The 21387-nt window shown below is 63.7% G+C and carries 21 protein-coding genes; 5 read left to right on the top strand and 16 right to left on the bottom strand.

Annotated features, from left to right (window positions below; genetic code table 11):
• Positions 1 to 62 precede the first annotated feature (62 nt).
• From JET14_RS10540 to JET14_RS10530, 3 genes are all read left to right on the top strand, one after another.
• Positions 63 to 281 (top strand): hypothetical protein, encoded by a 219-nt coding sequence (locus JET14_RS10540; RefSeq protein ID WP_200333407.1) that lies wholly within the window; start codon positions 63 to 65, stop codon positions 279 to 281.
• A complete protein-coding gene (locus tag JET14_RS10535) occupies positions 278 to 1261 on the top strand; it encodes an SDR family oxidoreductase (RefSeq protein WP_200333405.1) in 984 nt (327 codons plus the stop codon). Before JET14_RS10540 ends, JET14_RS10535 begins: the two co-directional genes overlap by 4 nt.
• 330 nt (positions 1262 to 1591) lie before the next feature.
• Positions 1592 to 2248: a BON domain-containing protein gene (locus JET14_RS10530; protein ID WP_200333403.1), complete on the top strand. Its 657-nt coding sequence runs from the start codon at positions 1592 to 1594 to the stop codon at positions 2246 to 2248.
• A 152-nt stretch (positions 2249 to 2400) separates the two neighbouring features.
• Here the strand turns inward: JET14_RS10530 and JET14_RS10525 are convergent, their stop codons facing one another.
• On the bottom strand, positions 2401 to 2685 hold the full coding sequence (locus JET14_RS10525) for a hypothetical protein (RefSeq protein ID WP_200333401.1): 285 nt from the start codon (positions 2683 to 2685) through the stop codon (positions 2401 to 2403).
• 138 nt (positions 2686 to 2823) lie between these two features.
• On the opposite strand from JET14_RS10525, the gene JET14_RS10520 reads away from it, so the two are divergent.
• Complete coding sequence (locus tag JET14_RS10520) at positions 2824 to 3879, top strand: AI-2E family transporter (protein ID WP_200338063.1); 1056 nt, start codon at positions 2824 to 2826, stop codon at positions 3877 to 3879.
• On the opposite strand, the gene JET14_RS10515 is transcribed toward JET14_RS10520, so the two are convergent.
• The 15 genes from JET14_RS10515 to JET14_RS10445 all read right to left on the bottom strand — a co-directional run bounded on the left by JET14_RS10515 (position 3876) and on the right by JET14_RS10445 (position 19755).
• Positions 3876 to 4538, bottom strand: coding sequence for a response regulator (locus JET14_RS10515; RefSeq protein WP_200333399.1), 663 nt, complete (start codon positions 4536 to 4538; stop codon positions 3876 to 3878). The two genes, JET14_RS10520 and JET14_RS10515, sit on opposite strands and share 4 nt — an antisense overlap.
• 292 nt (positions 4539 to 4830) lie before the next feature.
• Positions 4831 to 7935 (bottom strand): CheR family methyltransferase, encoded by a 3105-nt coding sequence (locus JET14_RS10510; RefSeq protein ID WP_200333398.1) that lies wholly within the window; start codon positions 7933 to 7935, stop codon positions 4831 to 4833.
• Between the two features lie 46 nt (positions 7936 to 7981).
• A complete protein-coding gene (locus JET14_RS10505; RefSeq protein WP_200333396.1) occupies positions 7982 to 8167 on the bottom strand; it encodes a hypothetical protein in 186 nt (61 codons plus the stop codon).
• 15 nt (positions 8168 to 8182) lie between these two features.
• Complete coding sequence (locus tag JET14_RS10500) at positions 8183 to 8455, bottom strand: cytochrome C oxidase subunit IV family protein (protein WP_200333395.1); 273 nt, start codon at positions 8453 to 8455, stop codon at positions 8183 to 8185.
• Between the two features lie 5 nt (positions 8456 to 8460).
• Positions 8461 to 9099 (bottom strand): cytochrome c oxidase subunit 3, encoded by a 639-nt coding sequence (locus JET14_RS10495; protein ID WP_200333394.1) that lies wholly within the window; start codon positions 9097 to 9099, stop codon positions 8461 to 8463.
• The gene (locus JET14_RS10490; RefSeq protein WP_200333393.1) at positions 9096 to 10700 is read right to left on the bottom strand and encodes a cytochrome c oxidase subunit I; all 1605 of its coding nucleotides are present in this window, start codon (positions 10698 to 10700) and stop codon (positions 9096 to 9098) included. Before JET14_RS10490 ends, JET14_RS10495 begins: the two co-directional genes overlap by 4 nt.
• Complete coding sequence (coxB, locus tag JET14_RS10485; RefSeq protein WP_200333392.1) at positions 10697 to 11641, bottom strand: cytochrome c oxidase subunit II; 945 nt, start codon at positions 11639 to 11641, stop codon at positions 10697 to 10699. Before coxB ends, JET14_RS10490 begins: the two co-directional genes overlap by 4 nt.
• The gene (locus JET14_RS10480; protein WP_200333391.1) at positions 11638 to 12444 is read right to left on the bottom strand and encodes an SCO family protein; all 807 of its coding nucleotides are present in this window, start codon (positions 12442 to 12444) and stop codon (positions 11638 to 11640) included. The genes coxB and JET14_RS10480 overlap by 4 nt, the downstream gene beginning before the upstream one ends.
• Positions 12441 to 12809 carry a hypothetical protein gene (locus JET14_RS10475; protein WP_200333390.1) on the bottom strand — a complete coding sequence of 123 codons (369 nt, stop codon included), beginning with the start codon at positions 12807 to 12809 and terminating at the stop codon, positions 12441 to 12443. Before JET14_RS10475 ends, JET14_RS10480 begins: the two co-directional genes overlap by 4 nt.
• Positions 12806 to 13786: a hypothetical protein gene (locus tag JET14_RS10470; protein ID WP_200333389.1), complete on the bottom strand. Its 981-nt coding sequence runs from the start codon at positions 13784 to 13786 to the stop codon at positions 12806 to 12808. The genes JET14_RS10475 and JET14_RS10470 overlap by 4 nt, the downstream gene beginning before the upstream one ends.
• Positions 13783 to 14319, bottom strand: a complete 537-nt coding sequence (locus tag JET14_RS10465; protein WP_200333387.1) for a c-type cytochrome — start codon at positions 14317 to 14319, stop codon at positions 13783 to 13785. The genes JET14_RS10470 and JET14_RS10465 overlap by 4 nt, the downstream gene beginning before the upstream one ends.
• Positions 14316 to 14870 carry a DUF3341 domain-containing protein gene (locus JET14_RS10460; protein WP_200333385.1) on the bottom strand — a complete coding sequence of 185 codons (555 nt, stop codon included), beginning with the start codon at positions 14868 to 14870 and terminating at the stop codon, positions 14316 to 14318. Before JET14_RS10460 ends, JET14_RS10465 begins: the two co-directional genes overlap by 4 nt.
• Positions 14860 to 16188: an NrfD/PsrC family molybdoenzyme membrane anchor subunit gene (gene nrfD, locus JET14_RS10455; protein ID WP_200333384.1), complete on the bottom strand. Its 1329-nt coding sequence runs from the start codon at positions 16186 to 16188 to the stop codon at positions 14860 to 14862. The genes JET14_RS10460 and nrfD overlap by 11 nt, the downstream gene beginning before the upstream one ends.
• Positions 16188 to 19076, bottom strand: a complete 2889-nt coding sequence (locus tag JET14_RS10450) for a TAT-variant-translocated molybdopterin oxidoreductase (RefSeq protein ID WP_200333383.1) — start codon at positions 19074 to 19076, stop codon at positions 16188 to 16190. The genes nrfD and JET14_RS10450 overlap by 1 nt, the downstream gene beginning before the upstream one ends.
• Before the next feature lie 10 nt (positions 19077 to 19086).
• Positions 19087 to 19755: a cytochrome c3 family protein gene (locus tag JET14_RS10445; protein WP_200333382.1), complete on the bottom strand. Its 669-nt coding sequence runs from the start codon at positions 19753 to 19755 to the stop codon at positions 19087 to 19089.
• 235 nt (positions 19756 to 19990) lie between these two features.
• Between JET14_RS10445 and JET14_RS10440 the strand changes: the two genes are divergently transcribed.
• Positions 19991 to 21304, top strand: a complete 1314-nt coding sequence (locus JET14_RS10440) for an NAD(P)/FAD-dependent oxidoreductase (RefSeq protein WP_246750283.1) — start codon at positions 19991 to 19993, stop codon at positions 21302 to 21304.
• Positions 21305 to 21387 lie beyond the last annotated feature (83 nt).

The raw sequence follows: 21387 nt of genomic DNA, 5'->3' as shown, positions 1-21387 counted from the left end.
CGCCGACGGGAACATCCCCGCCTTCTTGCTGTTGGGGACGAACAGGACCGAAAGGAAACCCGATGTCTCTATCCGCAATCCTCTGGTTTTTCGCGGTTGCTATCGGACCGGTGCTGCTTGGAGGTGCCATTGCCTATGGCAAGTACCGGGAGCGCCGTTATTCGAGCCGGGAACAGGCGGAAAGCCGCGCCTCGGTCGAGCGCCTCTATCAGGAAAAAGGGGACGAGCCGGAAAGCGCAAGTCCCGAACCAGATCGACACCATAGAAAGGTCAATTCATGACAACCGATCAGAGTTCACGGCAGACGAGTGAGCGAACTGCAGATCGCCAGCGCGACATTCAGGATGAAATCCACGAACGAGACCGGCGCGAGGCGTCGGCGGGCGAGGACGGCGCGATGCAGGCGGGTGCCCGGCATTATCCCGTGCCGCCAATGCCCGAGCAGCGTCTTTCAAAGCCCGGTGAGGAGCACGAACTCGAACCGCGCCCGATGTATGATGCGCCTTTCTACAAGGGCTCGGAAAAGCTCAAGGACAAGGTGGCGATCATCACCGGCGGTGATTCCGGCATTGGCCGGGCCGTCGCAATCTTCTATGCCCGTGAAGGCGCGGATATCGTCGTCTCGTATCTGTCGGAAGATACCGATGCCGAGGAAACGAAGCGCGCCGTGGAGGCGGAAGGACGCAGGTGCATTCTGAGTCGCGGCGATGTCGCAGACCTTGCCTATTGCCAAAGCCTCGTCGACGAGGCGGTGAGCGAGCTCGGCAAGCTTGATATCCTGGTGAACAATGCGGGCTTTCAGGTCCACGCCAATGAGATCGAGGATCTTTCGGCAGAGCATTTCGACCAGACGATGAAGACCAACCTCTACGGTCTCTACAACATGTGCAAAGTTGCGGTCCCCAGGATGGGAAAGGGTGGCGCGATCGTGAACAGCGGTTCCGTCGTCGGGCTTCACGGCAAGGCGCAACTGCTCGATTATTCGATCACCAAGGGCGGCATACACGCCTTCACCCGCTCGCTTGCTTCCAGCCTGATCCCGCGCGGCATCAGGGTGAACGCCGTTGCCCCGGGGCCGGTCTGGACGCCGCTCAATCCGTCGGATCGGGAAGCCGAGGATGTCGCCCAGTTTGGCGGATCCGTGCCGATGAAGCGGCCAGCCCAGCCGGAGGAACTGGCTCCGGCCTACGTGTTCCTCGCATCGGCTCATACATCGAGCTACATTACCGGTGAGGTTTTGCCGGTGACGGGCGGCGGCTAAAAGCGGCTCGCAGACCATGTGTCGGGCCGCCGCGTTTCAGGCGACCCGATGGAGGGGGAGAGAATTCACCCGGCCATCTTGTTCAGGTGAGCATCGAATTGCAGGGACTTTCCCCCGTGTCCGGCAATGCCTTCCTGCAGTATCTGACCTCCTCGCTCATGGTTTCAGCTCCTTCGTGATGACCCTTTCCGGGCCGGGAGGCACTTTAATTGTGAGGGCGCATGGTTGTTCTATTAGCGCCCGCGATAATCGTCATGACAATGCAGGAACATTGCGCCGTTCTCCCTGTTGGGACACTGCCTCGACAATGAGGAAACAGGGAGTAGCAAAATGGCAGACGAAAGATTGAGACATATACGCGATCGCGAACGGAACATCCCGTCGCGCCCGGGGCGGGGCCGTCCGGCGCAGGAGGACTGGCAGACGGACGATCTCGGATATGCCGATCGCCGTGCCCGCCAGGGCAATCCGCGCTATGAAGAGGAACGCTATTATTCAGATTATGACGAATTGGGCTTTCCGTTGTTTCCCGGCCTCTATCCGCCGGCCCGCAGCCATCCTGACCATTATTACGGATGGGACGATGCGCGCGGGCGCGGCAGAGGACGAAATGACCGCGACTTCTGGGACAAGGCCAGCGATGAAGTTCAGTCCTGGTTCGGCGATGATGATGCCGAGCGGCGTCGTGAGGCCGACCATCGCGGCAAGGGGCCGCGCGGCTACAAGCGCTCCGACGCACGCATCAACGAGGATGTTCATGACCGCCTGACCGACGAGCCGACGCTGGATGCGAGCGACATCACGGTCTCGGTCGATAACAGCGAGGTGACGCTTGACGGCTATGTCATCGGCCGGCGGCAGAAGCGCCGGGCTGAGGATTGCGTCGACAGCGTCTCCGGAGTTACCCATGTTCAGAACAATTTGAGGGTGAAGCCGCAAGGCAGTTTCGACTCCCCGGCCTCGCAGCAGAACAACGACGAGCGGTAGACGGCGTTGGGCCAGACGGCTGCAATGCCGTCCGGTCCTTCGTTCGCCGCGTTCCCCCGAAAAGACATCAACCTTGCACACCCAAAAAGGCCCGCCGCTTGCAAGCGGCGGGCTTCAACGTGTCATATTTGCACCCGGCTGCGGGCGCTTGATCAGTTATTGCCGGTATGCCCCTTGGGCAGGACCGCGGTGACGCTGGCGGCGACGGGATCGCTGGCCGGGAAACTGTCTTCCAGCCCCTCTTCAAGCGCACGCTCCCGAGCAGCTTCTTCGTCCCGCGCGGAAATGGAGCGCGCCAGCCCACTGATCACCGCACGGGCGGCGTATTCCGGATTTTCGACCGGCTCGGGGAAGACGACGGTTACGTCAGCGTTGTTCACCGTTTTGAAGACCACCGTGCGGTGATCCGGCGTTGCGTGGACAGCTTGTGATGTCATGGTTTCAATCTCCGTGGCGACATGTCCCGCCTAATCGCGATCATGGCTGCTTTGTTCCTGCCAATTGGCGAAAACGGTTCCGGAACATATTGCGCGGGATCGGATTAGGCGGGCGAACCGAGTGTCAAGGAGGTCGGTATCTCGACATCAGCCAAAGACGATAACGCCAGGCCCGGCTGGCCGTGGCCGCAGATCATCGCCGTCGCAGTTCTTGCGCTCATCGCGCTTGCCGCCTGGAAGCTCGCCAATCTTCTCCTCCTGGTTCTGGGCGCGAGCCTGATTGCGCTCGTGCTTGTTCGCTCCGCCGCGATGCTGAGCAAGCTTTCCGGCATCGGCTATCGGCTCTGCCTGATTGCAACGGTGTTGCTGTTCGCCCTGTCGCTGTCCGGCTTCTTCTTCTTTCTCGGCGCGCGCATCGCTTCCGAAATGACGCGGCTTGCCGGCGAGTTGCCGCAGACCATGTCGGCGGTTGGCGACTATATCGAACTCGGCGAAGTGGAAGACTGGCTCGGCGCCCACGCGCAATCCCTTATCGGGGACAGCGCAATGCTCGGCAACATCACCGGCTTCTCGACGGGGCTTGTCTCCGCGGCGGCGGGAGCCCTGCTGATGGTCGCAGGCGGGATTTATTTCGCAGCCGATCCGGCCGTCTACCGTCGCGGCCTGCTGGCTCTGGCGCCGGCCCGTGCGCGCGCGAGGTTCGATGAACTGCTCTCGGCGCTTTCCGACGCGCTCTTCCACTGGTTTGCCGGCCAGCTCGTGGCGATGGTCATCATCGGCGTGTTGACCACGGCGGGGCTCGCGAGCCTGGGCATCTCGTCTGCTTTCGCTCTCGGGCTGATTGCCGGCGTTCTCGAGATCGTGCCCTATATCGGGCCGATTGTCAGTGCCGTGCCGGCCATCGCCGTGGCGCTGACCGGCGGCATCTGGGACGCCGTCTGGGTGGTCCTGCTTTATCTCGTCATCCAGCAGGCCGAAGGCGTGCTGATCGCGCCGCTGATCCAGAAACGGTCGGTGCATATTCCGCCGGGATTGATGATCTTCGCCGTTCTGGGATTCGGCGGATTGCTCGGCGTCGGAGGTCTTCTCATGAGCGCGCCGCTCACGGTCGTCGCTTTCGTGCTCGTCCGGAAGATTTGGGTCGAACGCCATGTGCCCGTCACCGGGGCATCGGCCAGGCGGGGCGAGGCCTAGTTCAGCACGCTCCGGCCATCCTTCAGGCGCATCTCATCAAGCGTCGACAGCAGCCATTCGAGGCGCGAGGCATCGGCGGGCTTTTCCTCCACATGGGTGATCGCGTGCTCGAGCGTCCGTTCGACCAGCCTGTCGGCGGCTGCATCATCGGTGATCAGCAGACGCGCAGCGAGCCGGAGGCTCGGCACGAGTGCGACAATGTCCTCGCCGTCTTCCTTGGCGCGGTCCGTTTCGGGGCGATCATAGGTCGAAACGAGGGAAGCGATGATTTCGCGGATACCGTTCGGCTTCGGCAGCGTGCTGACGAAGCGGAACCGGTCGGGGATGATAATCTCGGCGCATCCGGAAAAGAACACGAATGGTGTGTGGTTCTGGTGCAGGATATCCGCCAGCGGGAACACCGGCGTGCCGTCGAGATTGATATCGAGGACGGCGGCATCGGCCTTGCCGAGATGGGGGATGGCCTGCGCGATGGACGAGACGGGCCCCAGCACGCGGGCGCCGATCTTTTCAAAGGTGCGGGAAAGGTTTCGGGCGATCAGATATTCGTCCTCCACGATCAGGATCCGCGATCCGCGCAGCCTGTCGAGGTTTCCCTGAAGGGCGTTGTCATCGCGGTCCCGGATATCCTTGTCCGGCATTTCCGGTTGGTATTGCATCTGAGGCCTCCTATTCGGTGAATTTCAGTATGCACGACGCAGGGATCACCGGCCGAAGACGGTCGGTGTTCCAAACGCATTCGCGACTGAACTTACCTAAAAAGCAGGTATCCCGATGGAGTGGCCGGCTTCCTGAACAGCACGCGCGGGAACGGTTGCTGTTCCCTTGGATGCATGCTCGCGGGTTTCGCAAGTGCTTGTCCGGCATGGATAGACGTTGCAACCTTGGCGAGGACCATACGCTCATCATCCCCCGAATGATACCCCTCCATGCGAAATCGGCACGGAGGCCCTATTCCTCGGCGGCATTCAGCTTGTCGAAGGGCACGCTGATTGTGGCGGTCAACCCCGAGGGCGTATATTCCGTTTCGATCGTTCCGCCCAGGCGATAGGAGATCTCGCCCTTGATCAGAGTGCTGCCGAAGCCATGGTTCTCGGGAGGCTCGATCGGAGCCTCGCATTTTTCCTGCCAGTTCATCTGGAAATGACCGTCGCTGACGAGCCAGGTGACCTCCACCTTGCCGCCGCTGGTGCTGAGCGCGCCGTATTTCGCGGCATTCGTCGCCAGTTCATGAACCACCATGCCGAGCGCCAGGCTGCTTTCGGGTGCCACCTTCAGTTCCGGGCCGTCAAGGGTGATGCGGGGAAGGCTGAAGGGCTCCAGCCCGGTCGTCAGGATCTGCCGGATCGAAGTCTGCCGCCATTGTTCGCGCGACAGGAGCACATAGGCGCGCGACATGGCATTGAGCCGGCCGACGAGCGCGCTGTGGTATTGCTCGACGGAGGAAGAGGAATCGAGCATCTGATCGGCCACGGCGGAGACCACCGCCAGCATGTTCTTGACCCGGTGATTGAGCTCGGAGATCAGTACCTTCTGATGCGCTTCCGCTTCCTTGAGATTGGTGATGTCGGTGAGCGTGAACACCGCGCCGTCGGTTTTTCCGCCGGCGGTGCGGTAAGGCAGGATACGCGCCAGAAAGGTCCGTGCGCCGCCATCCTGCCGGATGTGTTTTTCGAGCCCTGTTTCCGTCGCGAGAACCGTTGCGAGGTCGTCTGCCAGGTCCGGATAGTCAAGCGTGTTTGAGAGCTCGGTGAGGGGCCGGCCGATGTCATGGCTTCTGAGGTTGAAGTGGGCGCTCGCCGCCGGGGTGAAATTGCGCACGACGAGACTTCGGTCGAGAAAGATCGTGGCGATTTCGGTGCTGGCGAACAGATGCTTCAGGTCGTTGTGGACCCGGCCGAGCTCCTCGATCTTGCTGTTGAGCTCCGCGTTGATGGTGCCCAGTTCCTCGTTGAGCGACTGCATTTCCTCCTTGGAGGCTTCAAGCTCCTCGTTCGTCGACTGCGCCTCCTCGTTCACCGACATGAGTTCTTCATAGGAGGACTTGAGCTCCTCAAGCGCGGTCTCGTATTCCTCGATGGTCGAGTGCATGCGCTCGCGCGTTTCCTGGAGTTCTTGCTCAAGGCCCGCGACTGCGTCCGCGCCGGGCGAGGGCACCTGACGGTCGGAAAGCTCGGGCCTCGTGCCGGTCGTCTCGAACAGCACCAGATAAAGCGGATTGGCGTCGTCCTTGCCGTGGCGCAGGGGGTCGATGGTGATGCGCACGAGTTGTGGACGTTCGCCAGCCTGCTCGAATGCGATGTTTTCCTTTACCACCCTCTCACCGCGGGACATCGCTTCGGCAAAGGCGGCCCTCAGCTCGAGCCGCAGACCGTATTTCGCCATCGCCAGCAATTGCCGGTTGGGCAGGCCCTGCTGGGCTTCGAGAAACTGCCCGGTGCGGGCGGAATAGTAGACGATATCGCCATCCTTGTCGGTGACGACATGTGGCGGCGAGAAGTGTTCGAGCACCTGTTTTTCGACATTCGTCGTCAGCGCAAAGCCCGACGACCCGCGGCCTTCGCCGCGCCCGCCCGCATTGCGCGGCACGGAAGGCCCTTCGCCGAAGAAATGGCGCAGATGGCTGGTCGGGTTGGCGTAGGGGCTCGCCTGATAGATGCGGTTGCGCTTGTCGACAGGCGTGAACAGATCGGTATGGCGGCCGATGCTCTCGGATGTGCCGAGGAACAGATAGCCCGTGGGCTTGAGCGCATAGTGGAAGGTCGGGATCACCCGGTTCTGAAGATCCGGGCCGAAATAGATCAGCAGGTTGCGGCAGGAGACAAGCTCCATGCGGGAATAGGGCGGGTCCTGGATGACGCTGTGCGGGGAAAAGATGCAGAGTTCGCGGATATCGTTCTTGACCACATAGCCGGTGCCTTCGCGGGTGAAGAACCGGCGCCGCCGCTCTGCGGACACGCCCTCCAGCAGGATGTCCGGGTAGCGGCCAGCCCGCGCCACGGTCAGCGCGTCCTCGTCGATGTCTGTCGCGAAGATCTGGACGCGGGGCTTTGGCCCCTCATGCGCGTTCAGATATTCCCGCACCAGGATGGCGATCGAGTAGACCTCCTCGCCGGTCGCGCAGCCGGGCACCCAGATGCGGACGCTGTCGGCAGCCCGCTTGTCCTTGAAGATGCGGGGCAGGATGTCGTTGGCGAGGGTCTCGAACGCTCTGGCATCGCGGAAGAAGCTTGTCACATTGATCAGCAGGTCGCGATAGAAGGCGTCGACCTCTTCCTCGTCCTTCTCGAACAGGTCGAGATAGTCCTCGATGCGTTCGATACTCTTCAACTGCATGCGGCGGCGGACCCGGCGCAGGAAGGTCTTGGTCTTGTAGCCGGAAAAGTCGTGGCCGGTATGCTCCTTCAGAACCGAGCAGATCGACAGGCGAGCGGCATCGAGGATGCGGTCAACGTGATCGTCATCGCGTTCCAGGTCAGCAAGCAAAACGAACCCGCGAGCATAGTCGGCGAGCCGCTGGCCCATGTGCCCGGCTTCATCTGTGATGTCGATCACGCTTTCGCTGAGCGTATTGCGGAACTCACCGGATTCTGACGAAGAGGCATCGCTCGCCTGCGCCAGCGTGAGGCCGCCTTGTTCCTTGATCGCCTTTGCGCCAAGCATCCCATCAGGGACGGAGAGGATCACCGCTGCGGCATGGTCGCCCTTATCCCTGGCAATCGCGCTCAACAGTGCATCGGCGGGGCGAAGCGCGGATGTTTCCGAGGACGTCAGCATGCAAAAGGCGCCGTCACGGATCGAAAGCGATGCGCCTTCCGTGGCGAGATAGACGTTGCGCTTCTCCAGCCGCCGGCCGTCCGTCGCCGTTACCACCGGCATCGACGTCAGGCTCCTCAGGGTTTCGACAAGCTCTTCGGTGTCTCCGTCGTGGTGGACCAGAAGCACGAACGCCATGTCATGGTCGTGCGGCAGACCCCGGAACAAGCGCTCGACGGACCCGATGTCCCGCGCCGAGGCGCTTACACCGACTGTCAGGAAGGAATTTGGAGTGGGCATCGTGCGGGTTCCTGTCGTGGATCTTCATGGATGAGCCGGAGATTCGTCAGGGCCATTGGCCATTCATATCGCGCCAATCGTGATCGTGCAAAAAAGCCGACATCTTCACCTTGATCCCTGGCAAAGGAGACAGGCTGGGCGACGGCTTGATCGCGCGATACCGGTAAATGGCAGCATGCGAGAAGGTCATGCTGCTCATCCCGTGGACGGTTAGCGATCCGCCCTGTTTCATGCTTCCATTCTCCGCTCACACCGCGCCCCGCGACAGATAATCCACGAATGTCAGCAGCAGCAGCGCTGCGAGCCAGAACAGCGCGCCGGTGCCGAACAGGCGGATCATCGGCGTCTCGTGGCGCATGCCCATGAAGAACCAGAGGACCAGTCCCGCCTTCAACGCCGCAATGAACAGGCCTGTGAACAGGCTGACGGGGCCGGTGAGCACATGGCTTGCCAGCACCGTCAGGCCCAGCAGGAGGGCAAGAAACAGCCAGATGACGGATGTCTGCAGATATTGGCGCATAGCGATCACCGCGCGAGATAGAGGACGGGAAACAGGAAGATCCAGATGATGTCGACCAGATGCCAGTAGGTGGCCGCCGTCTCGGTGGCCGTGGCGCCTGCCGGGAGCTTCACGCGTCGGGAATGGATGAGCCATGCGAACAGGCTCAGCACCACGATGCCGATCGTCAGATGCAGGGCATGGAGTGAAGTTGCGATCAGGTAGATGTTCATGAACAGATGCTCGCCGGGCGAAGTGAAATCGGTTCGGGCGCCGGGCAGGGGCAGCAGGCCCTCCTGATACTCGCTCCAGTATTCATAGGCCTTGAGGCCGAGGAAGGCGGCGCCGAGCACGGCCGCAAGCGCAAGGCAGAGCGAGACCGGCCTCGTTTGGCCGGCGCGCGCCGCCTTCACCGCGATCGCCACAAGTGCGCTCGATGTCAGCAGGATCATCGTGTTAGCGGCGCCGATCGCCACATGCATCTTCTTCGAGGCGGCGATGAATTCTTCCGGGTGCAGGTAATGGGCAACGAAGATCACGGCGAACAGGCCGCCGAACAGCATGATCTCGCTTGCGAGAAACAGGTAGACGCCGAGCATGTCGGCCTCGCGCTGCTGCCCGCGCGTGCTGTAGGGCTCCTTCAGGCGCGGCAGATCCTCGGTCATCGGCTGTCCTCCTTGTCGACCGGATAATCGTAGGGCCTGCCGGTGACGGTCGGTATCTCGACGAAGTTGTGCTTCGGCGGCGGTGATGGCACCGTCCATTCGAGCCCGGTCGCGCCCCAGGGATTGGCGCTCGCGCGCTTGCTGGCGACGAGCGAATAGCCGAGATAGACGAAGGGCAGCAGGTAGGCGAAGCCGAGCAGGGTCGAGCCTGCGGACGAGAGGACATGCAGCGTCTGGAACTCCGGTGCATAGACGTGGTAGCGCCGCGGCATGCCGAGAAAGCCGAGGATGAACTGCGGAAAAAATGTCAGGTTGAAGCCGAAGAAGATCGTGGCTGCGGTGATCCGGCCCCAGGTGAGCGGGTACATCCGCCCGAACATCTTCGGCCACCAGAAATGCAGCGCGCCGAAATAAGCCGAGATCGTGCCGCCGACCATGATGTAGTGGAAGTGGGCGACCACGAAATAGGTGTCGTGGACATGCACGTCGATGGAGAGCATCGCCAGTGCCAGCCCCGTCAGCCCGCCGACGACGAAGAGCCCGATGAAGGACATGGCGAACAGGAAGGGCGGATCGAGCAGGATATTGCCTTTGTAGAGCGTCGCCGTCCAGTTGTAGACCTTGATACCGGAAGGGACGGCGACGGCGAGGCTGAGGAACGAAAACACCGCGCTTGCATACATCGACTGACCGGAGACGAACATGTGGTGGCCCCAGACGAAGAAGCCGATGATCGCGATCGCGATCGACGAGCCGGCGACGAAGCTGTAGCCGAAGACCGGCTTGCGGGCGGCGGCGGCTACGAGCTCGCTGATCACGCCGAGCGCCGGCAGCACCATGATGTAGACCGCCGGGTGGCTGTAAAACCAGAAGAGATGCTGGAACAGCAGGGGATCGCCGCCGAGTGACGGATCGAAGATGCCGAGGCCGAACAGCCGCTCGGCTGCAATCAGCACCAGCGTGATCGACAGCACCGGGGTTGCCAGCACCAGGATGATCGACGTGGCGTAGTGCGACCAGACGAAGAGCGGCATCCGCCCCCACCCCATGCCGGGCGCGCGCAGCTTGTGGATGGTGACGATGAAGTTGAGGCCGGTCAGGATCGACGAGAAGCCGACGATGAACACGGCGGCGGCAACCAGCACGACATGGCCGTTCGAGAACATCGATGACAGCGGCGTGTAGAAGGTCCAGCCGGTATCGACGCCGCCGACAAGCAGCACGATCAGCGTGAACAGGCCGCCCAGCATATAGATGTACCAGCTCAGGAGGTTCAGCCGGGGAAAGGCGAGATCGCGCGCGCCGATCATCAGCGGGATCAGGAAATTGCCGAAGACATTGGGGATGGACGGGATCAGGAAGAACCAGACCATGATGACGCCGTGCAGCGTGAAGGCGCGGTTATAGCCCTCATTGGTCAGCAGATCGCCTTCGGGCGTCAGAAGGTCGGCGCGCACCAGCCCGGCGGCTGCCCCGCCGACCAGGAAGAAGAAGGTCACCGAAATCAGGTAAAGGACGGCGATGCGCTTGTGATCGGTGGTCAGCAGCCAGGAGCGGATGGTATGGCCGGCATCGAGATAGCTTGGCGGGTTTTCGGTCACGGCGTGTCCTCCGTCGTGGCGAGCGACTTGATATAGGCGACGAGCTTCATGACCTCGTCCTCGCTGAGCACGTTCTTGAATGTCGGCATGATCGGCGGATAGCCGGCGGCGATCTCGGACTGCGGCAGCAGGATGCTGTCGCGGATATACTGGTCATCGGCCGTCACCATGCTGCCGTCGGCAAGCGGAACCGGGCTGCCGTAAAGCCCTTCGAGATCGGGCGCTTTCACGGTGGCGGCGGGCCCGTGGCAACCGCTGCAGCCATTGCTGCGGAAGAGTTTTTCACCCTCCGCCGCCAGCGAAACATCGGTGCCGGACTGCTCCAGCCAGGCGGCGAAGGCGGGTTTTTCCATGACGATGAAACGGCCGGTCATTTCCGAATGGTCGGCCCCGCAGAATTCCGCGCAGGCGAGTGCATAGATGCCGGGCTTGTCGGCCTCGAACCAGAGCGAGGTATAGCGGCCGGGAACCACATCCTGCTTCAGCCTGAGCGCCGGAATATAGAGGCTGTGGATCACATCCTGCGAGGCCATCGATAGTCTGACGGGCTCGCCGACCGGCACATGCAGTTCGTCGATCTCGCGCTGGCCGCCGGCATGCTCGAATTTCCACATCCACTGTTTGGCGACGACGTTGATCTCCATCGCATCCGGCGGCGGCTGATGGACGGTGAAGAACATCCGTGTCGACCAGACGAACAGCGCCACGATCAGGATGAAGGGGATCAGCGCCCAGGAAATCTCGATCAGGGTGTTGCGGTTGACCCGGTCGCTGCGGTCCGCCTTGCGGCCGGCGCGGTATTTCCAGGCATAATAGGCGATCAGGATGAAGACCGGCGCCGAAAGCGCCACGACCAGTGCGGTGAACACCCACATCAAAAGGTCGATCCGGCCGCTATAGGCGGAGGCAGATTCTGGCCAGAGCGCGATGAAATCGCTCATTCCGCCGCCTCCTTCCGCTTCCGGCGTTCGCGCATAAGCGCCACCGCGATCAGCCCGCCGCCGGCAAGCGCCGTCAACCCGCCGCCGATCCTCAGCATGGATTGCACCAGCGAGCCATAGCGGCCGGTGACCGGGTCATAGTGGTAGCAGAGCAGCAGGATCTGGTCGCCCCAGTCGCCGATCCTGCCTTCGCCGGCCTCCGTCAGCGCCAGCTTCATGTCAGTCGGCTGCGGCGTCAGGCCATAGATCCAGCGGCTCAAATGGCCGTCGCGGGTCAGGAAGGCGGTGGCGGCGACATGGGCGTACTGGCTGATGCGCTCGTCATAGGCATAGCGATAGCCGAGTGCGTCGGTCACCGCGCGGATGTTTTCCTTCGTGCCGGTCGTCGCGTGAATGCCGCTCATGTCGATGTCCGGGAAGGATTTTTGCAGCACTGCGAGGTCGGCACGGGCAACCTCCGGCCCTTCGGCCGGATCAATGCCGAAGGCGATCATGGTGAAATCCTCGCCCGGCTCAAATTCCTGCGCCCGGATTGCCTGCATGACGCCCGAAAGCGTCACCCCGCAGATGTTCGGGCAGTCGTGCAGAACCGGGACCAGCACGATCGGCTTTCCGTCAGCAAATTCGGCGAGCGTCACCGTCTCGCCATCGGCGTTCCGAAAGGGCAGATCGAGGGGGATCTCGGCGTCCGGCCGCTCGTCAATGCCCGCAAGCCCGAACGGGTCGAAATTGGCGTCGCGGGCGGCGAGTGCTGGAACGGCGAGAAGCGCGAGGAGCAATGCCAGGAACGGGAGCTTCGTCATCGGCCATCTCCATTGGTATCGTTCGGCCAGCCGCGGTCGGCGAGGATGTCGATGGCGCGAGCGGCGGGAATGCGGATGCGGCCGTCCTCGCTGCGGCCGTAGGTTTCGACAAGGCGTCGGTTGCTTGCGTTCAGCGCGTCAAGATCGGCCTTCGGATAGACTTCCAGCCGTGGGCCGGCGACGGGCCTTTCGGCGGTCCGGACGGGCGTCGGTTCGCGATCCGGCACGCTGAAAAGGCCGGTGAGGAAAGCGACGAAGGCCAGCGACACGGCCACGAAGACCACGAGGAGGGCGCCGGCATAAAGGACCATGCGGACGGAGACGTCGCGCTGTTCATACTTGGCGCCTTTATTGTTCTCGTTCATGACCGGGCCTCCCGTGGCGGGCGAAACCCGGCGCTTGCGGCGAGCATCAGGCCCGCGCCGGAAAGGAGTGCCACGGCAAGGCCGCCGCGGCCGGGAAGCGCAAGCCAGAGGCATTCGATCGCCTTGCCGCCGAGGAGGATGGCGGCGAGCGCCACCGTCCAGCGTCGCGACTGGCGGATCGGGGGGAAGAGCAGGAGCGCTGCAGGCAACGCGCCGCTTGCCGCCAGCAGGTATTCGACATAGCGCCAGAGCCCCGCGCTGCGCGGCGCGAACCATTCGAGCCCGGCGGCGGAATTGACGTTCCAGGACACGAAATACTGGATGTAGGCGAAATAGAGCCAGAACAGCACGGCGACGAGCAGCAGCGTGCCGGAGAGCGGCAGGCGCGATGCAGGGGCTGAAAGCACGAGCAGGCAGAATGCGATACCGACCTGGAGCGACAGCACATAGAGCGCGAGGCCGGAGGAAAAATAGCCCGGCGCAAGCGGCATCAGCCACAGGCTTGCCGCCAGCCCCTGCAGGATGACGAACAGGATGAGGGCCACGGCCGCTGTGGCGCGGGAGCGCGCCGCGCACCATGGCGCGAGCAGCAATGCCAGCAGGAAGCCGATCGTTACAAGCGCGTAGGACCACTCGTTGAGAAACAGAGCACGGAAGGTGGTGTCACGCTCCATCCCCTGCCAGCCGTAAAGTGTCGGCGAGAGCAGAAGCAGCGGCAGAAAGGCCACGAAGATCGGCGCAAGCCGGACGAGACCCGCCGTCGCCCCGGCGAGTTCATGCTGCCAGCGTCCGCCGGTAAGCGCCATGACGAGCAGCAGGAAGGCAGCGCCGATCGGGATGGCGCTCGCGAAAACGCTGGCCGCGAGCAGGCCGGCGAGGCCCGGTTCCGGCCGGTCGACGATCAGCAGTCCGGCGACCGCCAACAGCAGCAGGCCGACAACCAGGCGGATCAACGGGACGGTCGGTCGAAGGGTCATGGCCGCGGCTCCGCAAGCTTTTGCCGGTCTTCCTCCGATAGCAGCCGCTCCGGCGCGTCCTGGCTGAGCTGCAGCGCCTTGACATAGGCCGCGATCGCCCAGCGGTCGCGTGGCGGAACGCGGCCGGCATAGGAATACATCACGCCATAGCCATCGGTGATGACGTCGACGATATGGCGCGGATCGACGTTGCGCAGACGCTCGGAATGGAAGCTCGGCGGGGCGGGAAAGCCGCGCGAGGGGATGCGGCCATTGCCGTAGCCGGCGGGATCATGACACGGCACGCAGAAGATCGCGTAACGCTCCTGCCCCCGCTCCAGCAGCGCGCGGTCCATCGGCGGGCGGGTCTGACGCGCGGCGATCTCGGCCGGGGCGCTGCGCGAGACCGTGCCCTCCGGCGGATGCTGGAGCGCCTTGCCATCGGGAAACAGTGAGCTTTCCTCATAATCGTCATAGCGCGGCTGGTGGTCCATGCCGTCACAGGCGGCAAGGATGAGAAGACAGGCGAGTAGGGGCAAGGGCTGCAGGGTCATGACGGCGCCTCCGGCAGCGGCACCAGTGCGACGGTTTCTGCGCCGAGGTTCTTCAGGTCATCCGGGGTTCGCGCGGTGTCGAAGTGCTCGTCGGTGGCGTGGACGAGGATGTAGAAGCGGTCGCCGGCGGAAAAATCCGGGATCTCGAAATCTGGGTGATGCAGCTTCGGCAGCCGGCAGGACAGAAGCGTGCCGATCACCGCGAAGACGATGGCAGACATCACCGCGACTTCGAGCGTGATGATCGGCAACGGCTGCCAGGCGAATACGGGCCGCCCGCCGATATTCAGCGGATAGGCGTAATTGGCGTAAAGCTGCACGCCGAGCCCGGCAAACGCGCCGAAAAGCCCGCCGGCAAGCGTGATCCAGGCAACGCGATGATCGCCGGCGTCGAGCGCGTCGGCGATCTCCTCGGAGAAATAGGGGCCGAGAACGTCCAGCTTGCTATAGCCGCGCTGCCGCAATGTTGCGAGATGGCTTGCCAGACCTTCCGGCCCGGCGAAGCCGGCGGCTGCGGCGTGATAATGCGTCTCGGAGCGGTCAGCGGGCATGGCGGGCCTCCTCTGACGCCTTTTTCAGCTCGAAGCCGGAGACGATCGGCAGCAGGCGGACGAACAGCAGGAACGGCGCCAGGAAGACGCCGATCATGCCGGCAAACAGCGCCCAGTCCCAGAGGCTTGCCTGAAACGTGCCCCAGGAGGAGACGAGATGATCGCGGTAAAGCCCGGTAACGATCAGCATGTAGCGCTCCATCCACATGCCGGCGGCGACCGAAACGCCGATGGCGGCAAGCAGCAGGCTGTTTCGCCGCACGCGCCGCAGCCAGAGCAGTTGCAACGGCACGAAATTGCTGATGACCGCGCCCCAGAAGCTCCAGGCATAGGCGCCGGAAAGCCGGTCATGCAGCGTTTCGAGCTCCGATTGTTCGCCGGAATAGAGCGCGTTGAAGATATCGGCGAGGTAGCCGTAGGCCGTCATCAGCCCGACCGCGAGCAGGAGCTTGCCGATCAGGTCGCTATGGGCATCGGTCAGAATGTCATCGAGCCGGAAGGCGCGCCGCAGCACCGCCATGATCACCGCCACCACGGCAAAGCCGGAAAACACCGCGCCGCAGAGGAAATAGGGCGGAAAGATCGACGAGTTCCAGCCGGAGATCGGGCCGCCGCCGAGCAGCAGCGAATAGGCCGCGGTGATGATGAACACCATCGTGACGGCAAGTCCGGCGCAGAGCCGATAGGCCTGCTCCCAGCGCCTCCAGTGCCGCATCGAGCCGCGCCAGCCAAGGGCGGCGAGCCCGTAGCAGACCTGCCCGAGGCGGCCCTTTGCGCGGTCGCGCAGACGGGCGAAATCGGGGATCGCGCCGACATACCAGAAGGCGGCGGAGGCCACGAGATAGGTCAGCACGGCAAAGAAATCCCAGGAGAGCGGGCTCTTGAACTGCGGCCAGATGCCCATCGTGTTCGGATAGGGCGCCGTCCAGTAAAACAGCCATGGCCGGCCGAGATGGAGGATCGGATAGAGCCCGGCGCAGATGACGGCGAAAAGCGTCATCGTCTCGGCAAAGCGGTTGAGTGCATTGCGCTGTCCGACGCCGGTCAGGAGCAGCAGCGCGGAGATCAGCGTTCCGGCATGGCCGATGCCGAGGAACCAGATGTAGTTGACGATCGGAAAGCCCCAGGCGACCGGGATATTGTTGCCGAACACGCCGACGCCGCGCCAGAAGAGTACCGTGACGGCGACGGCGAAGCAGAGGAGCAGCAGCAGGGCGAAGGCGAACGAGAGCGCCCACGCCCGTGGTGCCGGAAAACCGAGCGGCAGATCGGTGACGGCGTCGATCCGTTCGGCAGAAAGTGGTCTTGCCTCCGCCATCACCCCTCCACCCGTGCGAGATAGGATGTGCGCGGCTTGGTGTTGACCTCTTCCAGCAGCAGGTAGTCGCGCGGCTCCGCCTTCCGCCGGCTGACCTCGGTGTCAGGATCGGCGACATCGCCGAAGCTGATCGCCTGTGTCGGACAGGCCTGCTGGCAGGCCGTCACCACCTCGCCATCGCGGAGCGGCCGGTTTTCGCGGTCGGCGTCGATGCGCGCGGTCTCGATCCGCTGGACGCAGTAGGTGCACTTCTCCATGACGCCGCGCGAGCGGACGGTGACCTCCGGATTGCGCATGGCGCGAAGCTGCTCGGGGTCGTCGCCGGTATAGTCGAACCAGTTGAAGCGGCGCACCTTGTAGGGGCAGTAGGAGGCGCAGGTGCGGGTGCCGATGCAGCGGTTATAGACCTGTACGTTGAGCCCGTCGGAACTGTGGACGGTGGCATTGACCGGACAGCCCATCTCGCAGGGCGCGTCCTCGCAATGCATGCAGGGCACGGGTTGGAAATAGGAAAGCGGCGCCTCCGGCGGGCCTTCGTAATAGCGGTCGATGCGCAGCCAGTGCATCTCGCGCCCCTCGGCCACAAGGTCCTTGCCGACCACCGGAATATTGTTCTCCGCATTGCAGCCCACGACGCAGGCATTGCAGCCGATGCAGGCGTCGAGATCGATCGACATGCCCCAGGCCGGGCTGGTCTTTGGCTTTTCCGGATAGAAGCTTCCCGGCTTTTCTTCGTGCTTTGCGGCCGCCTGACGCGATGCCTCGGCGGTGACGGTCCTGACGAAATCATGCCCCTCCATCGCCTGGTGAAGTTGGGTCGAGGCGAGCTTTTCGCGCGCGCCCGATTTCTTCAGCGTGACCCCGCTTAGCCTGGTGCGGCCCGCCACCAGCGAATAGGCATTGGTGCCCAGACCATCGGCGAGCGTACCGAAGCTTCGGTGGCCATAGCCGAGGGTGAGGGTGAGTGTCTCGGCCTGCTGGCCGGGCAGGATCCAGACCGGGCCTTCCGCCGTTCTGTCGCCATGGCGGAGCCGGATGACGTCGCCGGCGGCGAGGCCTTCATGCTCGGCAAGCGCCGGGCTGATGAGGATCGGATTGCCCCATGTCAGCTTGGTCATCGGCTTCGGCGTTTCCTGAAGCCAGCCATTATTGCCGAAGCGGCCATCCCAGACCGACGGATCCGGCTGGATGAGCAGGGTGAGCGCGGCGTCTTCCGGGGTCGGCATCGCCAATGGCCCGCCGGCGGCTTCAGGTGGGGCAACCGTCGCGGCCGCCGTGCCGTCAACGAAGCCCGCAAACAGGGCTTCATTCCATTGCGCGTCAAAATCGCCCGTAAGCCGCGCGCGCCACGTCGCCATCACGATCGCGCGGGCATCCGTCTCGGCTTGGCCCATCAGGTTGGCGATGAGCGTATGTGGCGAGCGGACCGCATAGAAGGGCCGCACCAGCGGCTGGAGGACGGTCGCCGTGCCGTCGACCGCACGCGCATCGCTCCAGCTTTCAAGGTCGTGAGGGATCGGCAGGTGCCAGTGACAGAGCGCGGCCGTCTCGTCGAAATAAAGCCCGGCATGCAGCGACGTTTCGACCTTGGCCATCGCTCCGGCGAAAGCGGGCGGTCCGGCATAGGCGGGGTTGCAGTCGAGGACGAACAGCGTCGAAACCGCGCCCGCATCCATGTCATCGATCAGGCTGTCGAGATCGCGCTGGCCGGCCGGCGTTGCGGCGACGGGTTCGGTGAAGGCGAGCGTCTCGCCGATCGCGCCGAGACGCTGGTTGATCCTGCAGGCAAGCGCATGCAGCGCCGGCGCGTGATGCGCCCCGACCGTCACCAGCGCCCGGTCCGGCCGGGCCTCGATCGCCGTTGCGGCGCGGTCTACCCAGCGGCTGTCGCTTTCGCTCAGTTCCGGCGCCTCGTCGATGATGCCAAGCCGTGCCGCAAGCGCCGACAGCAGGGCCGGCATTCGCTGTTCGGCGGCGATCAGCCGCTCGTCGGCGCGGGCTCCGGTAAGGCTCGGGCTGGCCTCGGCCACAAGGATGCGGCTCTCGCCGTCGCCATCGCGAAAAGCCTTGCGTCGTTGGCTCCATTGCCGGGCGTTGACCGACTGGCGCGGGCCGGGGCCCAGAAAATCATCGGAGAACGAGAGGATGGTTTCGGCGCGGCTGAAATCCGGCTGCGGCATCAGCGCCCGGCCGAAGGCGGCCTCGGCGCCGAGAATGCGATTGTCCTCGTTGACCGGTTCAGTGACGTGCCAGCGCGCCAGCGGCCAGCGGGCAAGCAGCGCTTCAAGCTGGCGGATCATTGTGGGGGAGGTGATCTGACCGGTGAGAATGCTGAGCCCCGCGCCGGCGGTCGCGTCCAGGGTCGCGCGTTTTTCCGCCAGAAAGGCGTCGAAGGCTGCCCAGCTTGCCGGGTCGCCGAATTCCCTGGGCGCCTGCGACCGGTCGGGGTCGTAGAGGCCGAGGAGGGCTGCCTGCAGAAAGACATCGGTGGCGCCGCCGGTGGCCGGATGATCGGGATTGCCCTCGAGCTTCACCGGTCGGCCCGCGACCGTCTGACCGAGAACGGGGAGCGCATAGCCGGAAAGCCGCGTGGCGGTCGCATAGAGCACCGGCTTTTCGCGGCTTGCGGCGGCGCGCACATAGGGCAGCGCGTTCTCGTCAGAGCGCGCCTCGCAGCCCGTGAGCCCGGCAAGCGCGAAGGAAGCGGCCATGGTCTTCAACAGCCCGCGCCGGGTGATGCCGTCGCCGATGGCCTGAAGCGCCGGAAATTCCGACGTCAGGAAAGCGTTGAACTCCTCCGTGGCTGACAATTGCTCCAGTCCGCGCCAGAGCGCCTTGCCCGAGCGGCCGTCGAGATGCTTGCGGAAGATGTCGGATTCTTGCGTCACGTGCCCTCCTTCATCGGTGACAGACATTGCAGTCGTCGAGACGGTCCGGCTCGATGCCGCGCGCCTCGACGACGAGCGCGCCGTAATCGCGATGCGCCGCGAGATCGTCATCAAGGCTCGACCAGTCCATGCGGGTGACTTCGCTCGGGGGGCGCAGTTCGGGGGCGGGATCGCGATGGCAATCGAGGCACCAGCCCATCTCGAACGGCTTTGCCTGTTTCATCAGCGGCATCTGGTCGACGCGTCCGTGGCAGGTCTCGCAGGGCACGCCGGTGGCCACATGGATCGAGTGATCGAAATAGACGTAGTCGGGAACCCGCGCGACGCGGTTCCACTCAAGCGGCTCTCCCGTGGCGAGGCTCTTGCGCACCGGCGCCAGCATCTCCGCATCTGTCCAGATCTGCGAATGGCAGGTCATGCAGGTCTCGGTCGGCGGCAGGCCGGCTTGCGCGCTGGTTTCGACCGTGTCGTGGCAATAGCGACAGTCGATGCCGAGTTCGCCGGCATGGTGCTGATGGCTGAAGGGGACGGGCTGTTCGCTGACCCAATCGACGTCGGTGCGATAGCTGGAGCTCGCCGCCGACCACCACAGCGCGCCGCCCACCACCACGGCAAGCGCGACCGCTCCGGCGAAAAGCCGAAGCTTCGCATCCGCTGAAGCGCTAAAAATCTGTGCCACGCCGGCCCCCTTGATCGGCGTCGCCCCATGGGAGCAACTTTCTGATTAACACCGGCACTCTCGTTCGGTTCCGGTTCCTGGCGCTGGTCACGCAAATCCAGCAGGTCTTCGTTGAAGTCGAACATCCAGGCTTGGGATTTGTTCCTGAACTTTTCCCGGCGCGGAACATTTGCTGCCCGATCAGGTTCGATGGGCAGCCGAGATCGTTTTCCCCGACAGACAAGGAGCATTGCCCATGACTGCAATCAGCGAAGACACAAGCATTGCAGCGTCAGCCGAGAGCGAGGGTCCAGGCTCGCCGCAGGTCGGGAGACATCGCATCGTCATCGTCGGCGGTGGCTTTGGCGGGCTTGCCTGTGCATCAAAACTCGGCGGCGCGCCGGTCGATGTGACGCTGATCGACAAACGCAACCACAATCTGTTCCAGCCGCTGCTCTACCAGATCGCGACGGCCATCCTTTCGCCCGCCGATATTTCCGAGCCGCTCCGGCGCACGCTCGGGAAAAAGCGCAATGTCGACGTGGTGATGGCCGAAGTCGTCGGCATCGATGCGCAGCGCAAGGCCGTGCTGACGCGGGACGGCGCACCGGTGGAATACGATACGCTGGTGATCGCAACCGGCTCCGTCGACAATTATCTGGGCCATGACGAGTGGAAGCCACACGCCCCCGGCCTCAAGACCAATCGCGATGCCCGGCAGGTGCGCGAGACCCTGCTTCTCGCCTTTGAACGTGCCGAACTGACGCTCGACCCGGACGAGCGCCGCAAGCTTTTGACCTTCGTGATCGTCGGCGGCGGGCCGACCGGGGTCGAACTCGCCGGCGCCATCGCCGAACTGGGCGTTTTTCTGCTTCGGCGCGATTTCAGGAACATAGCCCCCGAAGAGCTGAACATCATCCTGCTGGAGGCCGGGCCGGGCATTCTTTCGGGCTTTGACGAGAAGCTTTCGCAGTATACGCTGAAACGGCTTGAGGCTAGGGGCGTAGATGTCCGCGTCAACACACCGGTCGAGGCGATCGCTGCTGAAGAGGTCGCCGCGGGCGGTGAAACAATCCCGACCGGCTGCGTCATATGGGGTGCGGGCGTCAGGGCGACGCCGGTGGCGGAGTGGCTGGGCGTGGAGCCGCAGCGTGGCGGCCGGGTGGCGGTGGCGGCCGATCTCAGCGCCATCGGCTTCGAGGATATTTACATTCTCGGCGATGCGGCTTCGGTTCAGAGCGAAGACGGGCCGTTCCCGGCGCTGGCGCAGGTCGCCAAGCAGCAGGGGAAATATCTCGGCAGGAAGCTGCGACGAAAAGCCGAAGGCCGTGATGATGATACACCGTTCCGCTTCCGCAATCGCGGCATCACCGCCGTCATCGGCCGCAATGCGGCGGTGTTCCAGTCCGGCCGGTTCAAGCTGACAGGCCGCCTCGCGTGGTGGCTCTGGGCGATCATCCACGTCTACCTGCTGGTGAACTTCGAAAAACGACTGCTCGTCAGCGTTCAGTGGCTCTGGACCTTCCTCACGGGGCAGCGCAACGCCCGCCTGATAGATGATGAGTCATGATCGATTGGAATTTGCGGAAAGTCTCCTGCCGAAGAGAGAATACCGTCTCGGTGTACTTTGCCTATGTTAGAACACCCGCAAGT

Origin of the sequence: Martelella lutilitoris, from assembly GCF_016598595.1 — a bacterium.
Lineage (GTDB): Bacteria > Pseudomonadota > Alphaproteobacteria > Rhizobiales > Rhizobiaceae > Martelella > Martelella lutilitoris_A.
The sequence above is the reverse complement of the archived record's forward strand: the minus strand, read 5'-3'. Positions and strand labels throughout refer to the sequence as shown.